Annotated in this window: 19 protein-coding genes; 11 read left to right on the forward strand and 8 right to left on the reverse strand. The window is 69.0% G+C overall.

What is annotated here, in order from left to right; translation table 11 throughout:
• The first annotated feature begins 1 nt into the window (after window position 1).
• From CXY76_RS06495 to ribH, 3 genes are read left to right on the forward strand one after another with little or no spacing between them, the layout of a single operon-like run.
• Entirely contained in the window at window positions 2-670 is a 669-nt protein-coding gene (locus tag CXY76_RS06495; protein ID WP_104163422.1) for a riboflavin synthase, read from the forward strand.
• Window positions 667-1,929, forward strand: a complete 1,263-nt coding sequence (ribA, locus tag CXY76_RS06500) for a GTP cyclohydrolase II (RefSeq protein WP_104163423.1) — start codon at window positions 667-669, stop codon at window positions 1,927-1,929. Before CXY76_RS06495 ends, ribA begins: the two co-directional genes overlap by 4 nt.
• Window positions 1,926-2,399 carry a 6,7-dimethyl-8-ribityllumazine synthase gene (ribH, locus tag CXY76_RS06505; RefSeq protein WP_104163424.1) on the forward strand — a complete coding sequence of 158 codons (474 nt, stop codon included), beginning with the start codon at window positions 1,926-1,928 and terminating at the stop codon, window positions 2,397-2,399. Before ribA ends, ribH begins: the two co-directional genes overlap by 4 nt.
• Window positions 2,400-2,402: 3 nt before the next feature.
• On the opposite strand, the gene CXY76_RS06510 is transcribed toward ribH, so the two are convergent.
• Window positions 2,403-2,771 (reverse strand): response regulator transcription factor, encoded by a 369-nt coding sequence (locus CXY76_RS06510; RefSeq protein ID WP_104163425.1) that lies wholly within the window; start codon window positions 2,769-2,771, stop codon window positions 2,403-2,405.
• A 125-nt stretch (window positions 2,772-2,896) separates the two neighbouring features.
• Between CXY76_RS06510 and CXY76_RS06515 the strand changes: the two genes are divergently transcribed.
• The 4 genes from CXY76_RS06515 to CXY76_RS06530 all read left to right on the forward strand — a co-directional run bounded on the left by CXY76_RS06515 (window position 2,897) and on the right by CXY76_RS06530 (window position 8,443).
• The gene (locus CXY76_RS06515; protein ID WP_146073389.1) at window positions 2,897-4,552 is read left to right on the forward strand and encodes an ATP-binding protein; all 1,656 of its coding nucleotides are present in this window, start codon (window positions 2,897-2,899) and stop codon (window positions 4,550-4,552) included.
• 127 nt (window positions 4,553-4,679) lie between these two features.
• Window positions 4,680-6,035: an MFS transporter gene (locus tag CXY76_RS06520; protein ID WP_104163427.1), complete on the forward strand. Its 1,356-nt coding sequence runs from the start codon at window positions 4,680-4,682 to the stop codon at window positions 6,033-6,035.
• Window positions 6,036-6,185: 150 nt separating this feature from the next.
• Window positions 6,186-6,401, forward strand: a complete 216-nt coding sequence (locus tag CXY76_RS06525; protein WP_104163428.1) for a hypothetical protein — start codon at window positions 6,186-6,188, stop codon at window positions 6,399-6,401.
• Window positions 6,402-6,499: 98 nt separating this feature from the next.
• Window positions 6,500-8,443 (forward strand): ABC transporter ATP-binding protein, encoded by a 1,944-nt coding sequence (locus CXY76_RS06530; protein WP_104163429.1) that lies wholly within the window; start codon window positions 6,500-6,502, stop codon window positions 8,441-8,443.
• A 74-nt stretch (window positions 8,444-8,517) separates the two neighbouring features.
• Here the strand turns inward: CXY76_RS06530 and CXY76_RS06535 are convergent, their stop codons facing one another.
• The 6 genes from CXY76_RS06535 to CXY76_RS06560 form a co-directional block, all read right to left on the reverse strand.
• A complete protein-coding gene (locus CXY76_RS06535; RefSeq protein WP_104163430.1) occupies window positions 8,518-11,586 on the reverse strand; it encodes a glycoside hydrolase family 38 C-terminal domain-containing protein in 3,069 nt (1,022 codons plus the stop codon).
• Between the two features lie 15 nt (window positions 11,587-11,601).
• Window positions 11,602-12,459 (reverse strand): carbohydrate ABC transporter permease, encoded by an 858-nt coding sequence (locus CXY76_RS06540; RefSeq protein ID WP_104163431.1) that lies wholly within the window; start codon window positions 12,457-12,459, stop codon window positions 11,602-11,604.
• A gap of 4 nt (window positions 12,460-12,463) precedes the next feature.
• Window positions 12,464-13,414, reverse strand: coding sequence for a carbohydrate ABC transporter permease (locus CXY76_RS06545; RefSeq protein ID WP_104163432.1), 951 nt, complete (start codon window positions 13,412-13,414; stop codon window positions 12,464-12,466).
• 3 nt (window positions 13,415-13,417) lie between these two features.
• Entirely contained in the window at window positions 13,418-14,779 is a 1,362-nt protein-coding gene (locus tag CXY76_RS06550) for an extracellular solute-binding protein (protein WP_104163433.1), read from the reverse strand.
• Between the two features lie 131 nt (window positions 14,780-14,910).
• Window positions 14,911-16,110 carry an ROK family protein gene (locus tag CXY76_RS06555; RefSeq protein WP_104163434.1) on the reverse strand — a complete coding sequence of 400 codons (1,200 nt, stop codon included), beginning with the start codon at window positions 16,108-16,110 and terminating at the stop codon, window positions 14,911-14,913.
• A 214-nt stretch (window positions 16,111-16,324) separates the two neighbouring features.
• Window positions 16,325-18,202, reverse strand: coding sequence for a phosphoenolpyruvate carboxykinase (GTP) (locus tag CXY76_RS06560; RefSeq protein ID WP_104163435.1), 1,878 nt, complete (start codon window positions 18,200-18,202; stop codon window positions 16,325-16,327).
• Between the two features lie 148 nt (window positions 18,203-18,350).
• Between CXY76_RS06560 and CXY76_RS06565 the strand changes: the two genes are divergently transcribed.
• The 3 genes from CXY76_RS06565 to CXY76_RS06575 all read left to right on the forward strand — a co-directional run bounded on the left by CXY76_RS06565 (window position 18,351) and on the right by CXY76_RS06575 (window position 22,800).
• Complete coding sequence (locus tag CXY76_RS06565; protein WP_104163436.1) at window positions 18,351-19,793, forward strand: helix-turn-helix domain-containing protein; 1,443 nt, start codon at window positions 18,351-18,353, stop codon at window positions 19,791-19,793.
• Between the two features lie 202 nt (window positions 19,794-19,995).
• The gene (locus tag CXY76_RS06570) at window positions 19,996-22,257 is read left to right on the forward strand and encodes a bifunctional diguanylate cyclase/phosphodiesterase (protein ID WP_104163437.1); all 2,262 of its coding nucleotides are present in this window, start codon (window positions 19,996-19,998) and stop codon (window positions 22,255-22,257) included.
• A gap of 63 nt (window positions 22,258-22,320) precedes the next feature.
• A complete protein-coding gene (locus tag CXY76_RS06575; RefSeq protein WP_104163438.1) occupies window positions 22,321-22,800 on the forward strand; it encodes a GNAT family N-acetyltransferase in 480 nt (159 codons plus the stop codon).
• 22 nt (window positions 22,801-22,822) lie between these two features.
• Here the strand turns inward: CXY76_RS06575 and CXY76_RS06580 are convergent, their stop codons facing one another.
• Window positions 22,823-23,524: a potassium channel family protein gene (locus tag CXY76_RS06580; protein WP_104163439.1), complete on the reverse strand. Its 702-nt coding sequence runs from the start codon at window positions 23,522-23,524 to the stop codon at window positions 22,823-22,825.
• 143 nt (window positions 23,525-23,667) lie between these two features.
• Here CXY76_RS06580 and CXY76_RS06585 point away from each other — a divergent pair, with 143 nt between their 5' ends.
• Window positions 23,668-24,765: an AI-2E family transporter gene (locus tag CXY76_RS06585; protein WP_104163440.1), complete on the forward strand. Its 1,098-nt coding sequence runs from the start codon at window positions 23,668-23,670 to the stop codon at window positions 24,763-24,765.
• Window positions 24,766-24,790: the final 25 nt, after the last annotated feature.

Raw genomic sequence — 24,790 nt, forward strand, 5'->3', positions numbered from 1 at the left:
CATGTTCACCGGAATCATTGAGGAACTCGGCACCGTCGAGCGCATCGAGCGCACGGCGGATGCCGCCCGCCTCACCATCCGCGGCCCGCTCGCGGTCGACGGCGCCGGGCACGGCGACTCCATCTCGGTGAGCGGCGTCTGCCTCACCGTGGTGGAGCAGACCGCCTCGACCTTCACCGCCGACGTGATGGCGCAGACCCTGTCGATGTCCACCCTCGCCGGCGTCACCGAGGGCACCCCGGTGAACCTCGAACGCGCCGCACTGGTGGGCGGCCGCCTGGGCGGCCACATCGTGCAGGGCCACATCGACGGCACCGGCACGGTGCTGACCGTCGTGCCCGGCGACGCCTGGCGGGTCGTGCGGTTCAGCCTCGATGCGGCTCTGGCGCCGCTGGTGGTGGACAAGGGCTCGATCGCCATCGACGGGGTCTCCCTCACGGTGAGCACCATCTCGCCCGCAGAGCTGCCCGACCAGTGGTTCGAGGTGTCGCTGATCCCCGAGACCCTCACCGCCACCACGCTGGGCGGCCTGACCGTGGGCGACAGGGTCAACCTGGAGACCGACATCCTCGCCCGGCACGTGCAGCGGATGCTCGCCCTCGCGGCGAGCGCCGCCGCCCCCTCGACCGAAGCATCCGAACCATCCGCAGTTCTAAGGAGCACCCCATGAGCCTCGCCGACATCCCCACCGCACTGGCGGCACTCCGGCTCGGCAAGCCCGTCATCGTCGCCGACGATGAGGGCCGCGAGAACGAGGGCGACGTGATCATCTCCGCCCAACTGGCCACCCAGGAGTGGATCGCCTGGACCGTGCGCCACTCGAGCGGCTTCATCTGCGCGCCGATGACCAACGACATCGCCGACACCCTCGACCTGCCCGTGATGGTGCTCAACAACGAGGACCCGCGCGGCACCAACTACACGGTCACCGTCGACGCCTCCGACCGGTTGAGCACCGGCATCAGCGCCGCCGACCGTGCGCACACGCTGCGGGTGCTGGCCGAGCCGACGTCCACGCCGGCCAGCCTCAACCGGCCCGGCCACATCCTGCCGTTGCGGGCCATGGACGGCGGGGTGCGGGAGCGCGACGGCCACACCGAGGCCGCGGTCGACCTGATGAAGCTGGCCGGGCTCACCCCCGTGGCCGGGATCGCCGAGATCGTCGCCGAGGACGGCGAGATGATGCGCCTGCCCGGGCTGCTCCTGCTCGGCGAGCGCGAGGGCGTGCCGGTGATCACCATCGCCGACCTCATCGCGCACCTGCAGGAGTTCCACTGCGACGACGACCTCGCCTCGGTCAGCCCGATCCGCGAATCGCCGCGGGTGGACTTCGAGGTGGAGACCACGGTGCCCACCGAACACGGCTCGTTCCAGGTGCGCGCCTACCGCGACCGGATGACCGGGGCCGACCACGTCGCCATCGTCTCCGGCACCCCGCGGGACGGCGCCCTCGTGCGGGTGCACTCCGAATGCCTCACCGGCGAGGCCTTCGGCTCGCTCAAGTGCGAGTGCGGGCCGCAGCTGCAGGCCGCGCTGGACACCATCGACCGCGACGGCGGCGTGGTGGTGTACCTCCGCGGCCAGGAGGGTCGCGGCATCGGCCTGATCAACAAGCTGCGCGCCTACAAGCTGCAGGAGGACGGCCTGGATACCCTCGACGCGAACCTCGCGCTGGGCCTGCCGGCCGACTCCCGCGACTACGGCGCGGCCTCCGCCATCCTCGACGAACTGGGCCTGGGCTCGGTGCGGCTGCTCACCAACAACCCGGAGAAGGCGCGCCAGCTCCAGGCCTACGGCGTGACGGTCACCGAACGGGTGCCGCTGGTCGTTGGCGTGGGCAGCCACAACGAGGACTACCTCGCCGCCAAGCGTGACCGTATGGGCCACGACATCTCAGCACACCAGATCGTGAAAGGACTCGCACTATGAGTGGAGCAGGCTCCCCCGCAATCGACGTCGACGGCACCGGACTGGAGGTGGTGATCATCGCCGGCCGCTGGCACGACGTGATCACCGACGGCCTCATCGCCGGGGCCACCCGGGTGCTCGAGGCATCCGGGGCCAGCTTCTCGCTGGTGCGGGTGCCCGGCAGCTTCGAACTGCCCGTGGCGAGCAAGGTGGCGCTGGACAGCGGCGCCGACGCCGTGGTGGCGCTGGGGGTCATCATCCGCGGCGGCACCCCGCACTTCGAGTACGTCTCGGCGGCGGCGACGGATGGCCTCACCCGGGTGGCGCTGGACACCGGCAAGCCGGTGGGCTTCGGCGTACTCACCCTCGACGACGAGCAGCAGGGCCTGGACCGGGCCGGGCTGCCCGGCTCGAAGGAGGACAAAGGCGAGGAGGCCGCCACCGCGGCGCTGGCCACGGCCGTGGTGCTCAAGGCCCTGCGCGAGCGCTAGGGACTATCGAGGCTCCAGTAGCGCGGTGACCCGTTCGAGCAGGTCGTTGGCGCGGAACGGCTTGATCAGATAGCCGTCCGCGCCCGTCGCCATGGCCAGCGCGATGTCGCTGTCCTGCGACTTGGCGGTGAGCAGCAGGATGCGCGGTTGGGTCAGCGCGGTGTCGGCGCGCACCTGCGCGCACACCTCGATGCCCGTGAGCTTGGGCATCATCCAGTCCAGCACGATCAGCTCGGGCGAGCCGGAGCGGGCGGCCGCGAGGCCCTCCTCGCCGTCGCCCGCCTCGGACACCTCGTGTCCGGCACGGCGCAGTTTGTGGCCGATCAGGGCCCTGACGTCTTCGTCGTCCTCGACGATCAATATGCGTGGCATGCGGCGTGTCCCCTGGTTCGGCGTCTTATCTTTCGCGCGTGTCACCCGCACTGGGCACACGACACGCTACGTTGACATTATCCAATCGCGCCGCGGTCGGTTTCACAGGGGGAGACACTACGCCGGTGAACAATCTCGTCGCGTCGCTCTGGGTCGCACCGCGCCAATGGCGGTACGCGGCAATACTTCTGCTCCTGCTGGTGGCCTACGGCCTCGGCCGTGCCTCTCTCGCAGCGACCCCGCCCCAGACCGGCGTCGCCCACTGGTGGCCCGCCGCCGCCGCGGCCGTGCTCGCCCTGTGCGTGGCCAGGGGCAGGGAACGCTGGCTGGTGGCGGGACTGGTCGTCGTGGTCGGCGTGGCCTCGAACCTCGGCGGCGGTCGTCCGCTGCCCGTTGCCATCGGATTCGGGCTGGCCAACGCCCTCGAGGCGATGGTGGTCACCGGCATCCTGGCCACCCGCGACGAACCCGCCCGGCTGCACACGGTGCGTGACGTACTCCGGTTCGCCATCGCGGTGGTGTGCGGTGCCGTGACGATCGGGGTCGTTGCGGCGGGCACCCTGGTCCTGTTCGAGAGCGGCGACTTCGGCACCGTGCTGCTCTCCGCCATCCCCTCGCACGCGTTCGCGGTCTTCGTGCTGGTGCCGCTCGCCCTGGTGCGGAGCGTTCCGGGCCGGCCGGAGCGACGCCTGGAACTGCTCATCCACGTGGGCGTGATGCTCCTGGTGCTCGTCGTGGCGTACGGGCCGGGCCGGTCGGTGCCCATCTCGTTCCTGGTCCTGCCCCTGCTGACCTGGGCGGCATTCAGGTTCGGGATCAAGATCGTGGCCTGGGAGCTGTGCGGAACGGCACTGGTCGCCTCCGGGCTGACCTCGATGGGGATCGGCTACTTCGGCGGCGGCCAGGGCACCGCCATCGCCACCGCCGGCGCCTTCGTACAGATCTTCCTGGTCACCTACGCCAGCTCGGTCCTACTGCTCGCCGCCGAGCTTGCCCAGCGCGACGATGTCCTCACCCGGGAACAGGAGGTGGTGCAGGCCCTGCTCGAGCTCAACCGGCAGAAGGACGATTTCGTCTCGTCGGTCAGCCACGAACTGCGCACCCCGATCACGAGCATCCTCGGCTTCGCCGAGGAACTCGAGGACACCGAGCTCGACGCCGACCAGGCCCGGTTCACCCGGGTGATCGTGCGCAACTCGCACCGGCTGGCGCAGCTGGTGGAGGACCTGCTGGACCTCTCCAAGATGAGCACCCAGACCGACGCAGGCCAGGCCGAGCCCGTCGATCTGGCGGCGCTGGTGGCCGAGTGCGTCGAGGAACTGGCCCCGCAGGCGCACGCCGCCGGGGTGAGCCTGACCGCCGAGTTCGGCGCCGGACCGTTCGACGTGCGCAGCTCGGAGACCGACCTGCGCCGGGTGCTCACGAACCTGGTCTCGAACGCCGTCAAGTTCACTCCCCCGCACGGCCAGGTCTGGGTCGGCTGCACCGCCGACGCCGACGGCGTGCTGCTCACCGTCAGCGACAACGGCATCGGCATCCCCCCGCAGGACATCGAGCGGGTCTTCGACAGATTCTTCAGATCGGCGAGCGCCGAGCTGCTGGCGGGCACCGGGCTCGGCCTGCCGCTTACGAAGGGACTCGTCGACAGGCTCGGCGGCACCATCGACCTGCAGTCCGACGGCCGCACCGGCACCCACGTCACCGTCGCCCTCCCCCGCGTCCCGGCGGTCACGGCCGCGGCCCCCGCGGCGGATTCGTCCGGCGCCCCGGCGCGAATGTAGGCTGAATCCGGCCGCCACAAGCGGCCGACCTCTTCCTGAAGCGTCCCCGTCCGCCCCAGACGACTGACCGCCGTCTCGCGCCCAGACCCAGTCACGCCATTTCCCTTCCCTTCGGAGCACCACACCTATGTCAGCATCCACCGCGGCGGCCACAGCCGTCGCTCCCGCGCCCACGAACCCGCGCAGTCGAGTCATCCTGGCCAGCCTCATCGGCACCACGATCGAGTTCTACGACTTCTACGTCTACGCCACCGCCGCGGTCCTGGTCTTCCCGCACCTGTTCTTCCCGTCCGGCAACGAGACCGCGGCCCTGCTCGCCTCGTTCGCGGTGTTCGGCGCCGCCATGGTGGCCCGCCCGCTCGGCGCCCTGTTCTTCGGCCACTTCGGCGACAAAAAGGGCCGCAAGGCCACCCTGGTCGGCGCGCTGCTCACGATGGGCATCGCCACGTTCCTGATCGGGCTGCTGCCCACCTACGCCATGGTCGGCTGGCTCGCCCCGGCGATGCTGGTGATCCTGCGTCTCGCCCAGGGCTTCGCCCTCGGCGGCGAATGGAGCGGCGCGGCCCTGGTGGCCACCGAGAACGCCCCCAAGGGCAAGCGCGCCTGGTACGGCACCTTCCCGCAGGTGGGAGCCCCGCTCGGCTTCATCATCGCGAACGGCCTGTTCCTGCTCATCGCGCTGCTGCTGCCCTCCGACGACCCGACCCGGCCGTCCGACGCGTTCCTCGAGTGGGCCTGGCGGGTGCCGTTCCTGTTCAGCGCCGTCATGGTGATCGTGGGCCTGTGGGTGCGCCTGCGCCTGGTGGAGAGCGACGCGTTCACCAAGATCGTCACCACCAAGAAGGTCGCCAAGCTGCCGCTCGCCGCGGTATTCAAGTCCAACTGGCGTGAGCTCATCCTGGGCACGTTCATCATGCTGGCCACCTACGTGCTGTTCTACCTGATGACGACGTTCAGCCTCAGCTACGGCCGCGCGGCGACGGATGCGCCGGTGGCGGGCCTGGGCTACAGCTACACGACGTTCGTGCTGATGATGATCGGCGGGGTGCTGTTCTTCGGCGTCTTCACCCTCGCCTCCGGCCCCTGGGCCGACAGGTTCGGCCGCCGCCGCACGCTGCTCTGGGTGACCGCGGGCATCGTGGTGTTCGGGTTCCTCTTCGTGCCGCTGTTGGGCGCCGGGTTCATCGGTGTGATGATCTTCCTGATCCTCGGCTTCACCCTGATGGGCATGACCTTCGGGCCGATGGGCGCGCTGCTGCCCGAGTTGTTCCCCACTCAGGTGCGCTACACGGGCTCCGCCTTCGCGTACAACATGAGCTCGATTCTCGGCGCGGCCGTGGCCCCGTTCATCGCCGTGTGGCTCTGGACCCTCGGCGAGGGCAGCCCGTTCTGGGTGGGCATCTACCTCTCGGTGATGGGCCTGATCACCCTGGTGGCGCTGTACCTGAGCCGCGAGACCCGCGACCTCGACCTCGAGCGCTAACCGCCGCCCCGACCCCAGCTCGCACCCCAGCTCGCGAAAGCGGTCATGTGGTTGCCTCAGTTCGCTGAGGTAGCCACATGGCCGCTTCCGCGCCCTCTGGGTGTCAATTTTGGTTGACATGAAGGTTGGGCGTCAATTAGGGTTGACGGCATGTTGGATGACTCGGGACGAACACTGGTGGGTGACGCCGGCTCCGGCGACCCGATCGAGACGCTGCGGGCGATCAAGCGGCTGCGCGGCGAACTCGACCGCGCCGAGGCCACTGCGGTGCGACGGGCCCGCAACGCGAACGCGCCGTGGCAACTGATCGCCCTCGCACTGGAGGCCTCCCGTCAGGCCGTGCACAAGAAGTACGGCCGCAGATAATCCGCGCGAGCGCCGGTTAAGCTCGACTGGTGAGTACGACTACCCCCGGCACCAGCACCCCCGCGTCCGACGCCCCCGCACCGAAGACCCGCTCCCGGATGGGCCGTCGCGGCGCCCAGGCCGAGGGGCCGCGGGCATCCTTCAGCCAGCTACTGCCCTACCTGTCCGAGCACAAGGCCGTGCTCAGCGTGGTCGTGGTGCTCAGCGTGCTCGGCGCCGCCGCGAGCCTGGCCCAGCCGCTGCTGGTGAGCCAGGTGATCACCCTCGTCGAGGCCGGTGACCCGCTGGACAACATCGTCACTGCGCTCGTCGCCCTCGTCGTGGTCTCCGCGCTGATCAGCGGCTACCAGCACTACCTGCTGCAGCGCACCGGCGAGGGGGTGGTGCTTTCCAGCCGCCGCCGCCTGATCGGGCGGATGCTCAACCTGCCGATCAGCCAGTTCGACGCCCGCCGCACCGGCGACCTGGTCTCCAGGGTCAGCTCGGACACCACCCTGCTGCGCGCCGTCCTCACCCAGGGCGCGGTCGAGGCCATCGGCGGGTCGCTCACCTTCATCGGCGCCATCATCGCGATGCTCATTATCGACCCGGTTCTGCTCGGCCTGACGGTGCTCGTGATCGCGGTCTCGGTGGTCACCGTGGTGCTGCTGTCCCAGCGCATCCGCACCGCCAGCCTGGCCGCGCAGACCAAGGTCGGCGACCTGGCCGCCAGCGTGGAACGGGCCATCAGCGCCGTGCGCACGGTGCGCGCCGCCAACGCCACCGCCCGCGAGATCGCGGTCGTCGAGAAGGACGCCGAGGGCGCCTGGCAGATGGGCATCAAGGTCGCCAAGGTCTCGGCCCTGGTAGTGCCGATCGCCGGCATCGCCCTGCAGGTGTCGTTGCTCGTCGTTCTCGGCGTCGGCGGCTTCAGGGTGGCGGACGGCAGCATCACCATCGCCGACCTGGTCTCGTTCATTCTGTTCCTGTTCATGATGATCATGCCGCTGGGCCAGTTCTTCGGCGCGATCACCTCGGTCAACTCGGCGCTCGGTGCGCTCGGCCGCATCCAGGAGATCATCGACCTGCCCAGCGAGGACCAGTTCGACCGCGACATCGCGCCGCTGGCCATCGTCGTGGGTGCCGCCAACGCCAAGGTCAACCCGGAGGCGCCGGCGATCGCGTTCGAGGACGTGCGCTTCCACTACGCCCCCACCGTGCTCGCCACAACGGATGCCACCACCGGCGAACCGCTGGCCGCCGTGCGACCCGGCCCCGTGGCCCAGGCGGTCCTCGCCGCCGAAGACGGCACCACCCCCGACGCCACGACCGAGTTCGCCGGCGCCGACACGACAGCCGCGTCGGCCGGCCCCGCCGCTCCGACGCCGGTGCTGCGCGGGGTGTCATTCAGCGCACCCCGTGGTCTGCGCACCGCACTGGTGGGCCCATCCGGCGCCGGCAAGAGCACCATCCTCGCCCTGATCGAGCGGTTCTACGACGCCGACTCCGGCGTGGTGCGGCTCGGCGGCCTCGACATCCGGAGCCTGGACCGCACCGACCTGCGCTCACAGATCGGCTACGTGGAGCAGGACGCGCCCGTGCTGGCCGGCTCCCTCCGCGACAACCTCACCCTCGCCACCCCGGACGCCACCGACGAGCAGTGCGTGGCCGTGCTGCACGCCGTGAACCTCGGCGAGGTGCTCGACCGCGACCCGGCCGGCCTCGGCGCGGCGGTCGGCGAGGACGGCGTCAAGCTTTCCGGCGGAGAACGCCAGCGCCTGGCGATCGCCCGGGCGCTGCTCGCGGCACCGCCGATCCTGCTGCTGGACGAGTCCACCTCGAGCCTGGACGGCATGAACGAGCAGCTGATGCGGGAGGCCATCGACGCCGTTGCGGTGGACCGCACCCTGATCGTGATCGCGCACCGGCTCTCCACCGTGGTGGACTCGGACCAGATCGTGGTCCTCGACCACGGCGAGGTCGTCGGTACCGGCACCCACTCCGAGCTGGTGCTCTCCACGCCGCTGTACCGCGACCTCGCCAAGCACCAGCTGCTGGTCTAACCGCTCCCGCGAAAGCGGGCGCGTGGCTGCCTCCGCCCCCGCGAAGCGACCACATGGCCGCTTTCGCGAGACGGTCAGGGGCGGATGAAGCGCAGCGTGACGATTTCGAACGGGCGCAGGGTCAGGCTGAGGGCGTGCGACTCCAGCGGGAGGGGCGCCCCGCCGGCGAGCTCGACGCGGGGCTCGGCCAGCGGGCGCTCGAGCAGGTCGGTCTCGACCACATCCGTCGCCTCGAAGTGCCGGATGAGCCGCGCCGTCGACCGGTTGCCGTGCGCCTCGTAGAGCCGCACGATCAGGTCGCCGCTCCGGTCCTCGGCCAGCTTGACCGCCTCGATCACCACCGCCGGGTTGTCGACCCGCAGCAGGGGCTCGACTGTCGTGTCGGTGACGCCGGTCACGGTGCGGAGCGGCAGGTTCAGCCGGTAGCCCTCGGCCACGGCCTCGGGGATGCCGGAGTCCACCCGCAGGGAGACCCGCAGTTCGTGCCGGCCCTGGTCGGCGGCGGGGTCGGGGAACACCGCCGCGCGCAGCAGCGACAGCCGCACGGTGGTCGCGGACCGGCCGGCGGCATGCGGGGACCGGCTGATGTCGTGCCCGTAGGTCGAGTCGTTGCCCACGGCCACCCCGTAGCCGGGCTCGCCCACGTGCACCCAGCGGTGCGCGACAGTCTCGAAGCGGGCGGCATCCCAGGAGGTGTTGGTGTGCGTGGCCCGGAAGACGTGGCCGAACTGGATCTCCGAGGCGGCCCGGTCGGCGTTCACGTCGAGCGGGAACGCCAGTTTGAGCAGCTTCTGCCGTTCGTGCCAGTCCAGGTCGAAGTGCAGGTCCACCGCCGGCGACCCCGCCGACAGGGTGATGTCCTCGACCACGCGGGACGAGCCGAAGGAACGGCTGACCCGCACACGAGCCCGTTCGGGTGTGTCCAGGATCACCTCGACGGACTCGGCCGCGGTCAGGTCGACGGTGTTCCGCTTGTAGTGTTCGTCGATGTCCCAGGCGTCCCACTGGGTGGGTGTGTCCCGGTGCAGCTGCAGCAGGTTACTGCGGGACCCTGCCGGCACCAGCTCGCGATGCGCGATCACGTCCCAGACCGAGCTGAAGAGCCCGTCGGCGTCGATGGTGACGGCCACGAGTCCGTTGTCGAGCACGAGGCCCGCCGCGGTGCGGGTCAGGGTGACGTCGGCCGCCGGTGCCGCCGGATCGGGGTGGGTGGCGTCCGCGCCGGCCAGGCCCGCCACTCCGTCGAGGGCGTACGGGCCCGCGTTCAGCAGCACGGTGCCGTCGCCGGCTGAGCACAGCTGCCGCACCGTCGTCTCGATCAGCTCGGTCAGGGTGGCTGCGACGGCGGCGTAGTTGCGTTCGGCTTCCTGGTGCACCCAGGCGATGGACGAGCCGGGCAGGATGTCGTGGAACTGTTGCAGCAGCACGGTGTGCCAGGTCTGCTCGAGCAGGTCGTAGGGGTATGCGACGCCTGAGCGCACGGATGCCGTGGCCGCCCACAGTTCGGCCTCGCGCAGCAGGTGCTCGCTGCGGCGGTTGCCGCGTTTGGTGCGCGCCTGGGAGGTGTAGGTGCCCCGGTGGAACTCGAGATACAACTCGCCGAGCCACACCGGCGGTTCGGGGTACTCCGCCTCCGCCGCCTCGAAGAACCGGCGCGGACTGGACAGTTCGACGGTCGGCGAGCCCTCCAGCGACTCGGTTCGGCGGGCGGCGGCGATCATCTCCGTGGTCGGTCCGCCGCCGCCGTCCCCCCATCCGAATGGCACGAGCGATGTGTTGGCCGTCCCCTTTTCGGCATACTGGTGCTCCGCTCGAGCCAGCTCCTCCCCCGACAACTCCGCGTTATACGTGTCGACGGGAGGGAAGTGTGTGAAAATCTGGGTGCCGTCGATGCCCTCCCACCGGAAGGTGTGGTGCGGCATCAGGTTGGTCTCGTTCCACGAGGTCTTCTGGGTCAGGAACCACCGGGACCCGGCCGCCGCCACGATCTGCGGCAACGCCGCCGAGTAGCCGAACGAGTCTGGCAGCCACACCTCGAGTGGTTCGACGCCGAATTCCTCCATGAAGAAGCGCTTCCCGGCCACGAATTGGCGAGCCAGGGCCTCACCGCCGGGCATGTTGGTGTCCGACTCAACCCACATCCCGCCCACCGGCACGAACGTGCCGGCCGCGACCTGCGCCTTGACCCGGGCGAACAGCTCCGGGTAGTGCTCCTTGAGCCAGGCATACTGCTGAGCGGATGAGGCGGCGAAGGTGAAGTCCGGGTTCTGCTCGATCAGGGCCAGCACATTGGAGAAGGTGCGGGCCACCTTGCGCACGGTCTCCCGCACGGGCCAGAGCCAGGCGCTGTCGATGTGCGCGTGTCCCACGGCGTGCAGATGGTGAGCGCTCGCGTTCGCCGGTCGGGCGAGCACCTCGGCGAGCGCGGCGCGTCCGCGGTCCGCCGTGCCCGCGACGTCGTCGGGATCCACGACGTCGATGCTGCGTTCGAGCGCCCGCAGGATCTCCGCCCGCCGGGCCAGGCCCGTGGGAAGTTCACGCATGAGACCCGTCAGGGTCCAGAAGTCCTGGAGGAGCTCCCACACGGTCTGGTCCTTGAGGACCACGTCCACCTGCCGAAGCCGGTAGATCGGGGTGGCCCCGGCCGTGGCCGGGTCGCCCTTGTCGGTGGCGACGAAGGTGAAGCCGGAGGTGACATCCGGGTTGGCGGCCGCCTCGATGTAGAGGTCGACGCGACCACCGGGTCCCGTCGCCAGCGGGACGGAGCGGTTGCGTGGCTCGACCGCCTTGAGGATGACGCCGTCCGGGGACCACACCAGCCCTTCAGCCTGGAAGCCCGGCGTCGCCTTACTGAAGCCGAGATCGACCTGCAGTTCGACCCGCAGGGCATCATCGACCTGCCACTCCTCCGGAACGCTGCCGGTGATGTGCAACCAGGTCGTCCCCCACGGGCGGCCCCAGGCCCGGCCGGTGCCGAACGGGCTGTAGTCCTGGCGGATGGCGTCGGCGAACGGAACCGGCTCGCCCGGGGCATCCCAGGATTCGATGGTCAGGGGAACCGCGGCCCGGTTGAGGGCGGGCCGGAGCCGTTCCCGGACGAACCGGCTGATCCGCAACTCCACGAGTGTGCTGTCATCATGCATGACTGGTACCGCTCCCTAACCCTTGATCGCGCCTGACATGGTGAATGACCCGCCCATGCCGCGGGAAACGAGGACGTAGAGCAGGATCACCGGAACCGAATACAACACGGAGAACGCGGCGAGCTGGCCGTAGGCGATGGCACCGTACTGGCCGAAGAAGCTGTAGATGCTCACCGCAGCCGGCTGCTTGCTCGGCGAGAGCAGCAACACGAACGGCACGAAGAAATTGCCCCAGGCCTGAATGAACACGAAGATGAACACCACACTCAGACCCGGCCGCATCAGGGGCACCACGATGCGCCGGAGGGCGTTCATCGCGGACGCCCCATCAACCCAGGCGGCTTCCTCCAGGCTGACCGGGACCGAGTCCATGAAGTTCTTGGTCATCCAGATGGCCATCGGCAGCGAGGTCGCGGCCATGAAGAAGATCGTGGCGGGAATCGAATCCAGCAGGTTCAGTCGAACGAACAGGCTGTACACCGGAACCATGATCGCGGTGATGGGCAAACAGGTGCCGAACAGGACGCCGTACATGAACGGCTTGTTGAAGCGCATGGTGTACCTGGAGAGCGGGTAGGCGGCCAGCACCGACGCCAGCACGGTGACGACGGCGGCGCCGCCGGAGAGCAGCAGGCTGTTCCAGAGCGGCAGGAACGTCAGCTCGGGGTTGAACACCGCGGCGAAGTTGGCCAGGGACAGCTGCTCGGGAATTTGGGTCTGGTAGGTGGCCTTGACGTCGAGGGAGGCCAGGACCAGCCAGGCCAACGGCAGCAGGAAGCACAGCGCGATCACGATGAGCACGGTGTTGGCCAGGATCGCGGCGGTGGCCTTGCGGGGCGAGGCCACCGAGCTGGCGAGGGTGCTGACGGTCATCGGTTCAGACCTTTTCTGGGCGGAGCGCCCGAATGTAGACGAGCGAGAAGGCGGCGCCGATGAGCAGCATGACCGTCGCGATGGCGGTGCCGTAGCCGATGTCCCCGAACTTGAATGCCTCCTGGAACGCCATGATCGGCAGGGTGGTGCTTTCGTTGCCGGGTCCGCCGGCGGTCATCACCCAGATCAGGGTGAACACCGACAGCGTTTGCAGGGTGATCAGCATCAGGTTGGTGGCGATGCTGTTCTTGATCATCGGGATGGTGATCCAGGTGAGGCGCTTGATGCCGTCGGCGCCGTCGATCATGGCGGCCTCCGTCACCTCCACCGGCACATCGTTCAGCGCCGCCCGGTAGACCATCATCGAGAACGCGGTCCCCCGCCAGGCGTTGGCCAGGATGATCGACAGCATCGGAAAGCTGTACAGCCAGTTCGGTCCGGTCATCCCCGCCGCGGCGAGCACCTGGTTCAGGGTGCCGTCCTCGCTGAAGTAGGCGTAGGCGACGAAAGCGGCGACGATCTCGGGCAGCACCCAGGCCGCGACGACGGCCGTGCCGACCACGGCGCTGACCACCTTGCTGGCCCGGTTAATCAGCAGGGCGATGCCCAGGCCGAGGAAATTCTGTCCGACGATCGCGGAGGCGACCACGAACACGAAGGTCAGCCACAGCGACAGCGGAAAGACCGGGTCCTTGAACAGGGTGAGGTAGTTGTCCAGGCCCACCCACTGCGGGTCCTGCGCGCTCGAGCCGGTGAGGGCCGCGTCGGTGAAGGACCCGTAGAACGACCAGATGACCGGCCCGAGCAGGAAGATCGCGAGGAGCACCACGGCCGGCGCCAGGGGCAGCACCCGGGTCAGGGTGCGTCCCCGTGGCCGCCGGCGCGGGCCGGAACCCGAGGGTCCCGGCCCGGCCGCGGTCTCACGAGGAGGTCGGGAAGCGGTATCGGCTGACATGGACTACTTCGTGGTGACCTTGTCGGCGCCCACGATGCCCTCCACGGCGGTGTCATACGCGTCCGCCGCCTCATCCACGCTCATCTGCCCGGTGATGACGGCCTCGGTGGCCGCCTGCACTTCGGCGGAGATCTTGGAGTAGTCGCTCGTCGCCGGGCGGTAGTGGGTCACGTCGACCAGCTCGGTCACGTCGGCCACGAACGGGTTGGCGGCGAGGTAGGTCGGTTCGCTGGCCACATCCGTGCGCACGGCGATCTGGGAGTTGTTGATCGCGTACCAGAGGGCGTTCTCCTGGCTCACGGCCAGGGCGAGGAAGTCGAACGCGAGGTCGGCGTTGGCCGTCTTCGCTCCCACGGCGAGGGTCCAGCCACCCGACATGCTCACACCCCCGGGTTCCTCACCGTTCTGGGTGGGGAACGTCGCGACGGCCATGTCCTCGGTGTACGCCGGCCACTCGTAGGAGCCGCCGGTCTGCCAGAACGACGGGGTGTATGAGCCTTCGACGGTGCCGCCGAGCTTGCCCTGCGGGAACAACTCGCCGAAGACCTTCTTCCACACGTTCGGGTCCAGCGCCTCGGACGGATCGAGGGCGAGCTTCTCCGTGTAGAGCGTCTGCAGGAACTCGAGGGAGTCCTTGAAGCCCTGGGATTCGACCACCCATTTCTGGTCGTCCTCGTTGTAGAGGGTGTCGCCGGTGCCGTAGAGCAACTCGTAGAAGCTCTGCATCACGGTGCCCTCGCCGGTGCCCTTGCCCGCGTACATGTTGAACGGCACCACATCGGGCTGGCTGGCCTGGATGGCGCGGGCGGCGGTCAGGATGTCGTCCCAGGTTTCCGGCTGCCACGGCAGCTCGATGCCGGCGGCGGCGAAGACCGGTTTGCTGTACCAAATGCCGCGGGTGTCGGTGCCCAGCGGGACGGCGTAAACGCTGCCGTCATCCCCCATCCCGGCAGCCTTGGCGCCCTCGTTGAACTGCCCCCACTCATCCCAGTCGGCGAGCTGGTCGTCGATGTTGAGCAGGTAACCCGCGTCGATGTCGGAGCGCAGCCGGAAGGTGTCCTCATAGAACACGTCGGGTGCGGTCTCGGCCGACTTCTGCGAGAGGGCGAGCTTGGTGGAGTAGTCGTCGTCATTGGCCTGGATCGGCTCGAGTTCGACGGTGACTCCGGGGTTCGCGGCCTCGAACTCCGGCTTGATCTTCGTGAACAGCTCGTCGAGAGCCGTGAAGGAATCGGTCTTCTGGTACACGATCTTCAGTGATTGGCTGTCACCGTCGGCGTTGTCCCCGGCAGCCGTACAGCCCGCCAGCGCAACCATCGAGGTTGCCGCCAACACGGACAGGGCGAGTTTTGCGTTGCGATGCATGGTGCTCCTTTGCTCCAGCTCGTGCCCCCCAAACGCTGACCGGCCCAGTTACCGGCAGGTGGCATACCGAAATACTAAATCGAATGGATAAATTCGCGCAAGGGCCCGACGGCACCTTTACCGAGCTGTGACTAACCGAGGATCAGACGGGCCGCACGTGGCGCGAGCGCGTGGTCGAGCACCAGGCAGGCGGCGCCGACCGCGCCGACGTCCTCGCCGACGCCCGTGCCGACCACCTCGATGCGGTGGATGCTTCTGGCGACCGTCAGCTCGTCCAGCAGGTCGGGTATCCGGTTCAGGTACACCCGGCTCAGCCGTGTCCAGTACGGCCCGCCGAAGACCACCCGGTCGACGTCGAGCAGGTTCGTGAGCACGGACACCGCTTTGGCGACCCGGCCGGCGGACTGCTCCAGGACGGCCAGCGCCGCAGCCGAGCCGCCCTCGGCGAGTGCGCACAGGGCCGAGAACTGCACATCGGTCTCAAGCGCATCCGCGTTCGGCTTCGATGCGGTCAGCACGCCGAGCCCCACCGCCGCCCGCACCAGGCTCTGCGGGGTGCAGGTGACCGCGACACAGCCCCGAAGCCCGCAACCGCATGGCGGACCGTCGGGATCGACGACGATGTGGCCGATTTCTCCGGAGTTGTGCGAGCTGCCGCGCACGACCTCGTCCCGCAGCACCACACCCGCCCCGATGCCGGTGCCGAGGTAGAAGAACACGAAGCTGCCGACCCCGCTGGGCCCGCCCGCCCACATCTCTGCCACGGCGGCCGCGGTGACGTCCTTGTCGACGAGCACCTCGAAGCCGGTGGCCTGGGCGAGGGCATCACGGAGCGGCACCAGGTGCCAGCCGAGCAGGTGCGGCGGATCGACGACGGTTCCCCGCTCGGGATCGATCGGCCCCGGCGTCGCGACGCCGAGCCCGGCGATCTTGGTGCGGTCCACTCCGGCCTCACGGATCAGCCGTTCGATCTCCTCCGAGATGTGACGGATGACGTGTTCCGGGTCGCTGGCCGCGGGCGTGGCGCTGCGGGACCGGTGCACGACGGCTCCGGTGAGGTCGAGGATTGCGAAGGTCATGACCGCCGGGTCGAGGTGCACGCCCACGGCGTACACACCGCCGGGGTTCAGCTTCAGGATCGTGCGCGGCTTGCCGGGACCGCTGCTGGCCTTGCCGGCTTCGAGCACCATGTCCTGGTCCAGCAGCCGACGACAGATGTTGGAGACGGTCTGTGCGGACAACCCCGTGGAGTGCCCCAGTTCCACCCGGCTGAGGCCGTTGACCGAGCGACGGATCGCGTCGAGCACGACGGCGGTATTGAAGTCGCCCATCCGGGGCAGGTTCGTGCCACGCCGCGCCCGCAGATCGCCATGTGGAACCACGGATTCACCTCATCGTTTACCTCGGGATGACTGAATCCTATTCCGTCAGCTCTCGGAGGCACGTCACTGGGACGGTCGCGCCCCGACCGCTGGTCGAGCTTGTCGAGACCCGGTGACGTGCGCAGACGACGTGGCCTCGCTGGCCGAGGTTGTGGAGCCGCCCCTAGGTAGCGAGGTGGTAGCGCAGGCTGGCGAGCTCGGAGCGCAGCGCGGGCGGCACCCGGCCGCCGAACCGGCCGAAGAACTCCTCGGTGAGGTCGCATTCGGCCAGCCATGACTCCGGATCGATGTGGAACAACTGCTCGAGGGCCTCCTCGCTCACGTCGAGCCCGGCCACGTTGAGGGCGCCGGGCACCGGCATCCGGCCGATCGGGGTGTCGACGGTGTCGGCGCTGCCCTCGACCCGGCGGATGATCCACTCGAGCACCCGGGAGTTCTCGCCGAAGCCCGGCCAGAGGAAGCTGCCGTCCTCGCCCTTGCGGAACCAGTTGACCTGGAAGATCGCAGGCGCCTTCGCGCCCAGGCCCCGGCCCACCCGCAGCCAGTGCGCCCAGTAGTCGGCCATGTTGTAGCCGCAGAACGGCAGCATCGCGAAGGGGTCCCGGCGCAGCTCGCCCACGGTGCCCTCGGCGGCGGCGGTCTTCTCCGAGGAGATGGTGGCGCCCATGAACACGCCGTGCTTCCAGCTGCGGGCCTCCGCGACCAGCGGCACGTTGGTGGCGCGGCGGCCGCCGAACATAATCGCGTCGATGGGTACTCCCCCGATGTCTTCCCAGCTGTCGGCGATCGACGGGCACTGCGCCGCCGGCACGGTGAATCGGGAGTTGGGGTGCGCGGCGGGCCGGCCACTGTCGGGCGTCCAGGAGTTGCCCTCCCAGTCGGTGAGGTGCGCGGGCGGGGTGTCGGTCAGGCCCTCCCACCACACGTCGCCGTCGTCGCGGAGGGCGACGTTGGTGAAGATGGTGTTGCCCCACACCGTCTGCACGGCGGTGGGGTTGGTGGTCTCGCCGGTGCCGGGCGCCACACCGAAGAACCCGGCTTCCGGGTTGATCGCCCACAGCCGGCCGTCGTCGCCGGGGCGGAGCCAGGCGATGTCGTCGCCGATGGTCTCCACGGTCCAGCCCGGGATGGTGGGCTTGAGCATGGACAGGTTGGTCTTGCCGCAGGCCGAGGGGAACGCGGCGGCCACGTGGTAGGTGCCGCCCTCGGGCGCGGTGACCTTGATCAACAGCATGTGCTCGGCCAGCCAGCCCTCGTCGCGGGCCATCACCGACGCGATCCGCAGCGCGAACGACTTCTTCGACAACAGGGCGTTGCCGCCGTAGCCGGAGCCGAACGACCACACCTCGCGGTCCTCGGGGAACTGCACGATGTACTTGGTGTCGTTGCTGGGCCAGGTGACGTCGGCCCGGCGGATGCCCGCTCCGTCCACGAGCGGGTAGCCCACGCTGTGCACGGTTTGCACCCACGGGCTGCCCTCCTCGATCAGGCGCTGCACGGCAGCGCCCATCCGGGTCATGATGCCCATGTGCAGCACCACGTAGGGCGAGTCGGTGATCTCCACGCCCAGCTGCGAGATGGGGCCGCCGAGCGGTCCCATCGAGAACGGCACGACGTACATCGTGCGGCCGCGCATGCTGCCGGCGAAGACGCCGTTCAGCTCGGCGCGCATCGCCTGCGGGTCGGCCCAGTTGTTGGTGGGCCCGGCGTCGTCGGGGTCGGTGGAGCAGATGAAGGTGCGGTCCTCCACCCGGGCCACGTCGGTCGGGCTGGTGCGGGCGAGGAAGCTGTTCGGCCGCCACTCCGGGTTCAGCCTGATGAGCTTGCCTTCGTCGACGAGCTGCTTGGACAGCCCGTCGGCCTCCTGCGCGGTGCCGGTGCACCAGACGATGGCGTCGGGCCGGGTGAGGCGGGCGACCTCGTCGACCCAGGCCCGCAGGGCGGGGTCGGTGGTGCCCGTCGGCCGGCTGGAGACGGTGGCTGCCGTGGTCTGGGCGGCGTGGGCGCGGATGTCGCTGTGCACGGGGTGGGTGACGGTCATGGTCTAACCTTCCTCAAGATGCGGACGGGGCGGGAAGAGGGGGGCAGGAGCGCTAATTTCGTCCTGTGCATTAAGAATGCGGCCGAATCCGGACCAGAAACCGAAAAACAGTCGTTAAGAATCACGGTTCTTTACGTATGCTTAAGGAATGCCAACGCCGGCCTCCGACCTCGTCACCCTGGGTCACCGCATCCGTCACTTTCGCAGTGAGCGCGCGCTCACCCTCGACCAGCTCGGTGAGCAGGTGGGCCTGGCCGCCAGCCAGCTCTCCCTGATCGAGAACGGCCGGCGCGAGCCCAAGCTCTCCGTTCTGCAGCAGTTGGCGCAGGCGCTGGGCGTGCCGATGGCCGAGTTGCTCAGCGGTGAGGCGCCGAACACCAGGGCGGCCCTGGAGATCGAGCTCGCCCGCGCGCAGAAGAACCCGCTCTACGGCGCGCTCGGCCTGCCGCAGGTGAAGGTGACCAAGGGCATGCCGCTGCCGGCGATCGAGTCGCTGGTGGGCCTGCACCGGGAACTCGCCCGCCGGGCCAGCGAGGCCATCGCCACGCCGGAGGAGGCCCGCCGGGCCAACACCGAGCTGCGCGAGCGGATGCGTGAGCGCGGCAACTACATGCCCGACATCGAAAAACTCGCCGAGGAGCGGGTCCGGGCCTCCGGGCACGTCTCCGGCGCCCTCACCCACCGCGAGGTGAGCGTGATGGCCGAGCAACTTGGCTTCACCCTGATCTACGTGAACGACCTGCCGCACTCCACCCGGTCGGTGACCGACCTGGCCAACCACCGCATCTACCTGCCGCCGGCCTCGATTCCGGGCGGGCACGGGCTGCGGTCGATGGCGCTGCAGGCGATGGGTCACCGGCTGCTCGGCCACGAACGCCCGGCCAGCTACGCCGAGTTCCTCTGGCAGCGGCTGGAGATCAACTACTTCGCGGCCTGCTGCCTGATGCCGCTGGAGGCCACCCGCTCGTTCCTGCAGACCGCCAAGCGGGAGCGGGTGCTGTCGGTGGAAGACCTGCGCGACGCGTTCGGGGTCACCCACGAGGCGGCGGCGCTGCGGCTGACCAACCTGGCCACCACGCACCTGGACATGACGGTGCATTTTCTGCGGGTCTCCGGCGATGGCGCGCTGCAGAAGGGCTACGAAAACGACGGCCTGCCGCTGCCCGCGGACGTCACCGGGTCCATCGAGGGCCAGCTGGTCTGCAAGCAGTGGAGCGCACGCAGCGCGTTCACTCACACCAACCGCACCACCGAGTTCTACCAGTACACCGACACCCCGGCGGGCACCTTCTGGTGCGCCACTCAGACCGGCAGCACCTCGGATGGCGAGTTCTCGATCAGCGTCGGCGCCCCGTTCGCGCAGGCCAAGTGGTTCCGCGGCCGGGAGACCACGCAGCGGGCGGTGTCCCGCTGCCCCGACGAGTCCTGTTGCCGGCGTCCGTCGGGGGCGGTGGCGGCCCGCTGGAACGGACAGGCGTGGCCGAGCGCCCGGCTGCACGCCCACGTGCTCTCGCCGCTGCCCAGCGGCACCTTCCCCGGCGTCGACGATACCGAGGTGTACCAGTTCCTCGAGGCGCACGCCGACCAATAGCGCCGGGCGCGCCCCGGCTGCGGGAGTCACGCACCGCGGGCGCGGGCGCCTCCGGGTTTGGCGACAGTGTCGCTGGAAGCATCATGTGACGGCTAACGTGAGTAGACGAAATCTGGGGGCGACGATGGCGGCGACTGCATCTGCGGCGCAGGGTGAACAGACACGGTCAGGTGGGCGGTTCGCCTCGTGGCCGATCTGGGTCATGGGTCTCCTGCTAGCGGTGTTCTTCGTCGCCATCCTGTTCCGACGTGACACCGAGTTCAGCCCGCTCGTGGACGGCTGGCTGGGGCTGCTCGCCATGGTGGTTCCCATCTTCGTCTGCGTGCGGGCCCTCCACCGCACCCGGTTCGGCCAGCTGGAGCTGGTATTCGCTGCGGCAGCGGTGACCGCATGGGCGGTCGGAAACATCTACTTTGTGCTCGCGGCCGGCTTCGGCGTGACGCTGCCGTATCCGTCGCTCGCCGATATCGGGTTCCTGGCCTTCTGCCCCCTGATGATGGCTGCGCTGGCGGTCCTGGTGGGCCGGAAAGCGCGCGACATGGCCTGGTCCGTGGCACTGGACGGCGCTCTGGGCAGCGTCGCCGCCGCAGCCGTGCTGGCGGTGCTGCTGAATCCCATCCTGGGCCCCGTCGCCGACAGACCGGCCTCGCTGGCCACGGCGGTCGCGGTCTCGTATCCCCTGGCCGACCTGCTGCTCGTGGCCGTCTTCGTCGGGGTCGGGGCGTCCCAAGGACGGAACGCGGGTCCCCGATGGATCCTGCTCGTGTTGGGCCTGATGACCTTTGCCGCCACCGACGTCACTTACGCCCTGCTGGAACTCACCGACCTGTACATCGTGGGCACCCCTCTCGACATGGGCTGGGCCATCGGCCTCGCCCTCATCGCGTGCTGGATCGATGGATCCACCCACGCCGACAGGACGCGACCCGCCCCGGCGTGGTCGATTCCCGCGCAGGCCGTGCCAGCGCTGGCCACGGCCACCGCGCTGGGTGTCCTGATCCTGGCCAGCGAGGTCGAGGTCCCGCCGCTCGCGGTGGCGCTCGCCAGCATGACCCTGGTGCTGGCCGCGGTTCCCCTGGTGTTCAGGCAGCGGATCCGGCTCGCGGACATGCACCGCCAAGCCATGACGGACGAGCTCACCGGCCTGCCCAACCGGCGCGCGCTGTACGCCGAGGTGCCCGCTCGGCTGGCCGCCGACCAGCAACGCCGCAGCGCGCTCCTGCTGCTTGATCTCGACAAATTCAAAGAGGTCAACGACAGCCTCGGACACGACGTCGGCGACGGTCTGCTCAGGGTGGTGGCCGGGCGGCTGTCGGCGCAGCTGCGTGAGGCAGATCTACTGGCCCGACTGGGTGGGGACGAATTCGCCATCCACCTCGACGGATGCGATGTCGCCGCGGCTGAGAGCATCGCCGTGAAGCTGCGCGCGGCACTGGCCGAACCGTTCACCCTGGCCGGCATCACCCTGCAGGCCCACGCCAGCATCGGGATTGCCCTCTACCCCGAGCAGGGCCAGGACCTCACCCTGCTGCTGCGCAAGGCCGACATGGCGATGTACCGGGCCAAGTCCACGCGGGGCGGGCACCACGTCTACCGCGACGACGACAGCCAGGGCGACGAGCGGTTACGCACCCTGGCGGAGCTGCGCACGGCGCTGCTCGACGACCAGCTGCTGCTCCACTACCAGCCCAAGGTCGATCTCGCCGTCGGAACCGTCCGGGGCGTGGAGGCTCTCGTGCGCTGGGATCACCCGGTGCGCGGCCTGCTCTACCCGGATGCCTTCCTCGCGCTCGTCGAGGAAGCCGGGCTGATGCCGGCGATGACGCAGATCGTGTTCGAGAAGGCCCTGGATCAGGCCGCTCGCTGGCACGAGCAGGGCCGCACGCTGTCCGTGGCGGTCAATCTCTCGGCAAGCTCACTCGTCGACGTTGACCTGCCCGATCGGATCGCTGACATGGTCGCCGCACGCGGGCTGGTGCCCTCCGTTCTGGTGCTCGAGATCACCGAAGACTTCTTAATGGGAGACCGGGAAAGGGCACACGCCATCCTCACCCGGCTGCGTGACCTCGGGGTGCGCATCGCCGTGGACGATTTCGGCACCGGGTACAGCTCCCTGGCGTATCTACGTGACCTGCCCATCGACGAGCTGAAGCTGGACAAGTCGTTCGTGATGCCGATGGCCGACGATCCGCGCGCGGCCGCGCTGGTGGCCTCAACCATCGATCTGGCGCACAGCCTCGGCCTGCGGATGGTGGCCGAAGGTGTCGAAAGCAGCGTCGCCTACGCCGACCTCGCCGGCCACGGGTGCGACGTCGCTCAGGGCTTCTTCATTTCCCCGCCCATCCCGGTAGCCGAACTGGATGCCTGGCTTGCCAGCCGCGAGTTGGCCGTGGTGACGGGCCTCACGGCCACGCCGTTCACCCCTCGCGGGCCCACGCGCTGCAGCGATTGCTCGGCGCTGTAGTCGCAACAGGGCAGGGGTGCAGGGAGGACAGGGCCCGCAAGCCCGACCGGTAAGTTATTGGCCATGATTCAGATTGCGCGCGAGAACCCGACCCTGGAGGACGTGCTGCTCCTGCTGGACGAGCACCTGGCCGACATGTTCGCCACCTCACCGGCCGAGAGCGTGCACGCCCTGGACCACTCGGCGCTGTCGGCGCCGGAGATCTCGTTCTGGACGGCCCGTGAGGACGGCGTCCTGCTCGGCTGCGGGGCGCTGAAACAGCTGACCCCCACGGAGGGTGAGATCAAGTCGATGCGCACAACCGCCGTGGCGCGCGGCCGTGGTGTCGCCGCCCGTCTCCTCACCCGGATCGTGGACGATGCCCGTCGGCGCAACGTGGAGCGGCTCTACCTCGAGACCGGCAGCGAGGAGTTCTTCGCGCCGGCCCGGCGGCTCTACCAACGGCACGGCTTCACCGAGTGCGCCCCGTTCGCCGACTACGTTCTCGACCCGCACAGCACCTTCATGCAGCTCGATCTCGCCGGCGGCGCATCCGCTCGCTAGGGAACCTCATGGCACACGGCCCTCAGCGGGCGGCGGTGACGGGCGGGTCCTTCTGAGCGGGCTCGTGTGGCGAGTGAATGCGGGCGATCCGCTCGCTCAGGTAGGAGACGATGGTCGCGCTGGCGATACCGATGATCGCCACGCCCCCGGACATCAACAGCACCGCGAGCATCCGGCCGGCCACCGTGACCGGAGCGAAGTCGCCGTAGCCGACGGTCGCGACGGTGACACACGCCCACCAGATCGCGTTGCCGAAGGTCACGATCGTCGCGTCCGGCGCGTTGCGTTCGACGGCGAGCACACCGAGCGCGATCACGTAGATGAACAGAATCGTGTACGCCAGGGCTCCGACCACCACCCTCGAGCGGATCGCGTCACCACTGGCGTTGCCGAACCACGGGATCCGCCGCAGGTACGTCAGCAGCTGGAACGGCCGCACCCACGGAATGAACGCCGACGCCGTGTCGATCGGGTGTGTCCGGATGAATTCCGCCCGGTGACGCGGCGGTGTCAACGTCACCCGCACGATCAGATCGACGATGTACGCCGCCCACACCACACTGAGGGCCACGATCACGACGACCCGCCACACCGCGGCCAGCTGTGGCACGAGGATGAGCACCGTGTAAGCCAGCAGGAAGAATGCCGACCCGACCAGCAAGGGCGCCCGGGTCCGGTCCTCCCAGCGCTGCCGTCGGGAAACTTCCTGATCGTTGGTAGCCATGACAGCACCTCCACCTCGAGCACCTTCGCCCAGATTCAGGCCGAACCCACGACGCAGAACACATGATCACCCCAACGCGGGCACGCCGCCACGTCCGATTCCGACTTCCGTTCCACCGCCCGGCACGGGAGTAGGTTGACGCCGTGACCACACTCCAGCAGAAGGACCGGCTCCGCGAACGCCTCGAAACGGGTGCGAACGCCTTCTCCAACCATCCATTCAGGTGGTCGTTCATCGCCACCCTCGGCGTACTGGCGGCGCTAGTGGTCGCCGCCGCCGTCGCCGGCATCGGGACCGTGGTCTTCTCCGTGTTCGCTGCCGCGTTCATCACCCTCGGCCTGGACCCGCTGGTGCGTTGGTTCCAACGTCGCGGCATGAATCGCGGCGGCGCGATCCTCACCGTGAACCTGCTTTTCATCCTGGTCATCGTCGGCCTCCTCGCGCTGGTCCTGCCGCTCGTCATCGGCCAGGCCGCCGCCTTCGTGACAGGCCTGCCGGCGATGCTCGCCGATCTGCGCGCCGAAGACTGGTTCCAACAGGCGTCGTCGGGCAGCGGAGGACTGCTCGCGAATATCTACTCTGGCGTGGTCGACTTCCTCACGAACCCGGCCACCTGGACGGGGATCGGCGGCGGTCTCCTCCAATTCGGCGTCGCCGTGATCGGTGCGATCTCGACGGCCACGTTCATCTTCATCCTGACCATCTACTTCACGGCCACGCTGGACTCCTCCAAAGCGGCGATCTACACGTTGATCTCGGCGTCGCACCGCGAGCGCGTCGTGGGGCTGGCCGAACGGATCATGCAGAACATCGGCCGGTACCTCAGCGGAATGGTGGTGCTGGCGTTCCTCAACGCCACCTTCAGCCTCATCCTGTTGACCTTGGTGGGCAACACGTTCGCGCTTGTCATCTCGGTCGCCGCGTTTTTCATCACCCTGATCCCGTTGATCGGCACGGTATTGACGACGGCGTTCATGACGATCCTCACGTTGTTCGTTTCGCCGAGCGCGGCGATTGTCGTGCTGATCGCCATGCTCATCTACATGCAGATCGAGGCGTACATCCTCACCCCGCGGGTTATGAGCAAGGCGGTCAATGTTCCCGGGTCCATCGTGCTCATCGCCGCCCTCGCCGGCGGTACGCTCGCTGGACTGCCCGGGGCGCTCGTCGCCATACCCGTCGCGGCGGGCATTCTGCTGATTCTCAAGGAAGTCGTCATCCCGGCCAAAGCACGCCGCTGACTTACGCGACGGCCGAGGGGATCGC

The sequence above is a fragment of the Cryobacterium sp. N22 genome (genome assembly GCF_002929555.1).
Lineage (GTDB): Bacteria > Actinomycetota > Actinomycetes > Actinomycetales > Microbacteriaceae > Cryobacterium.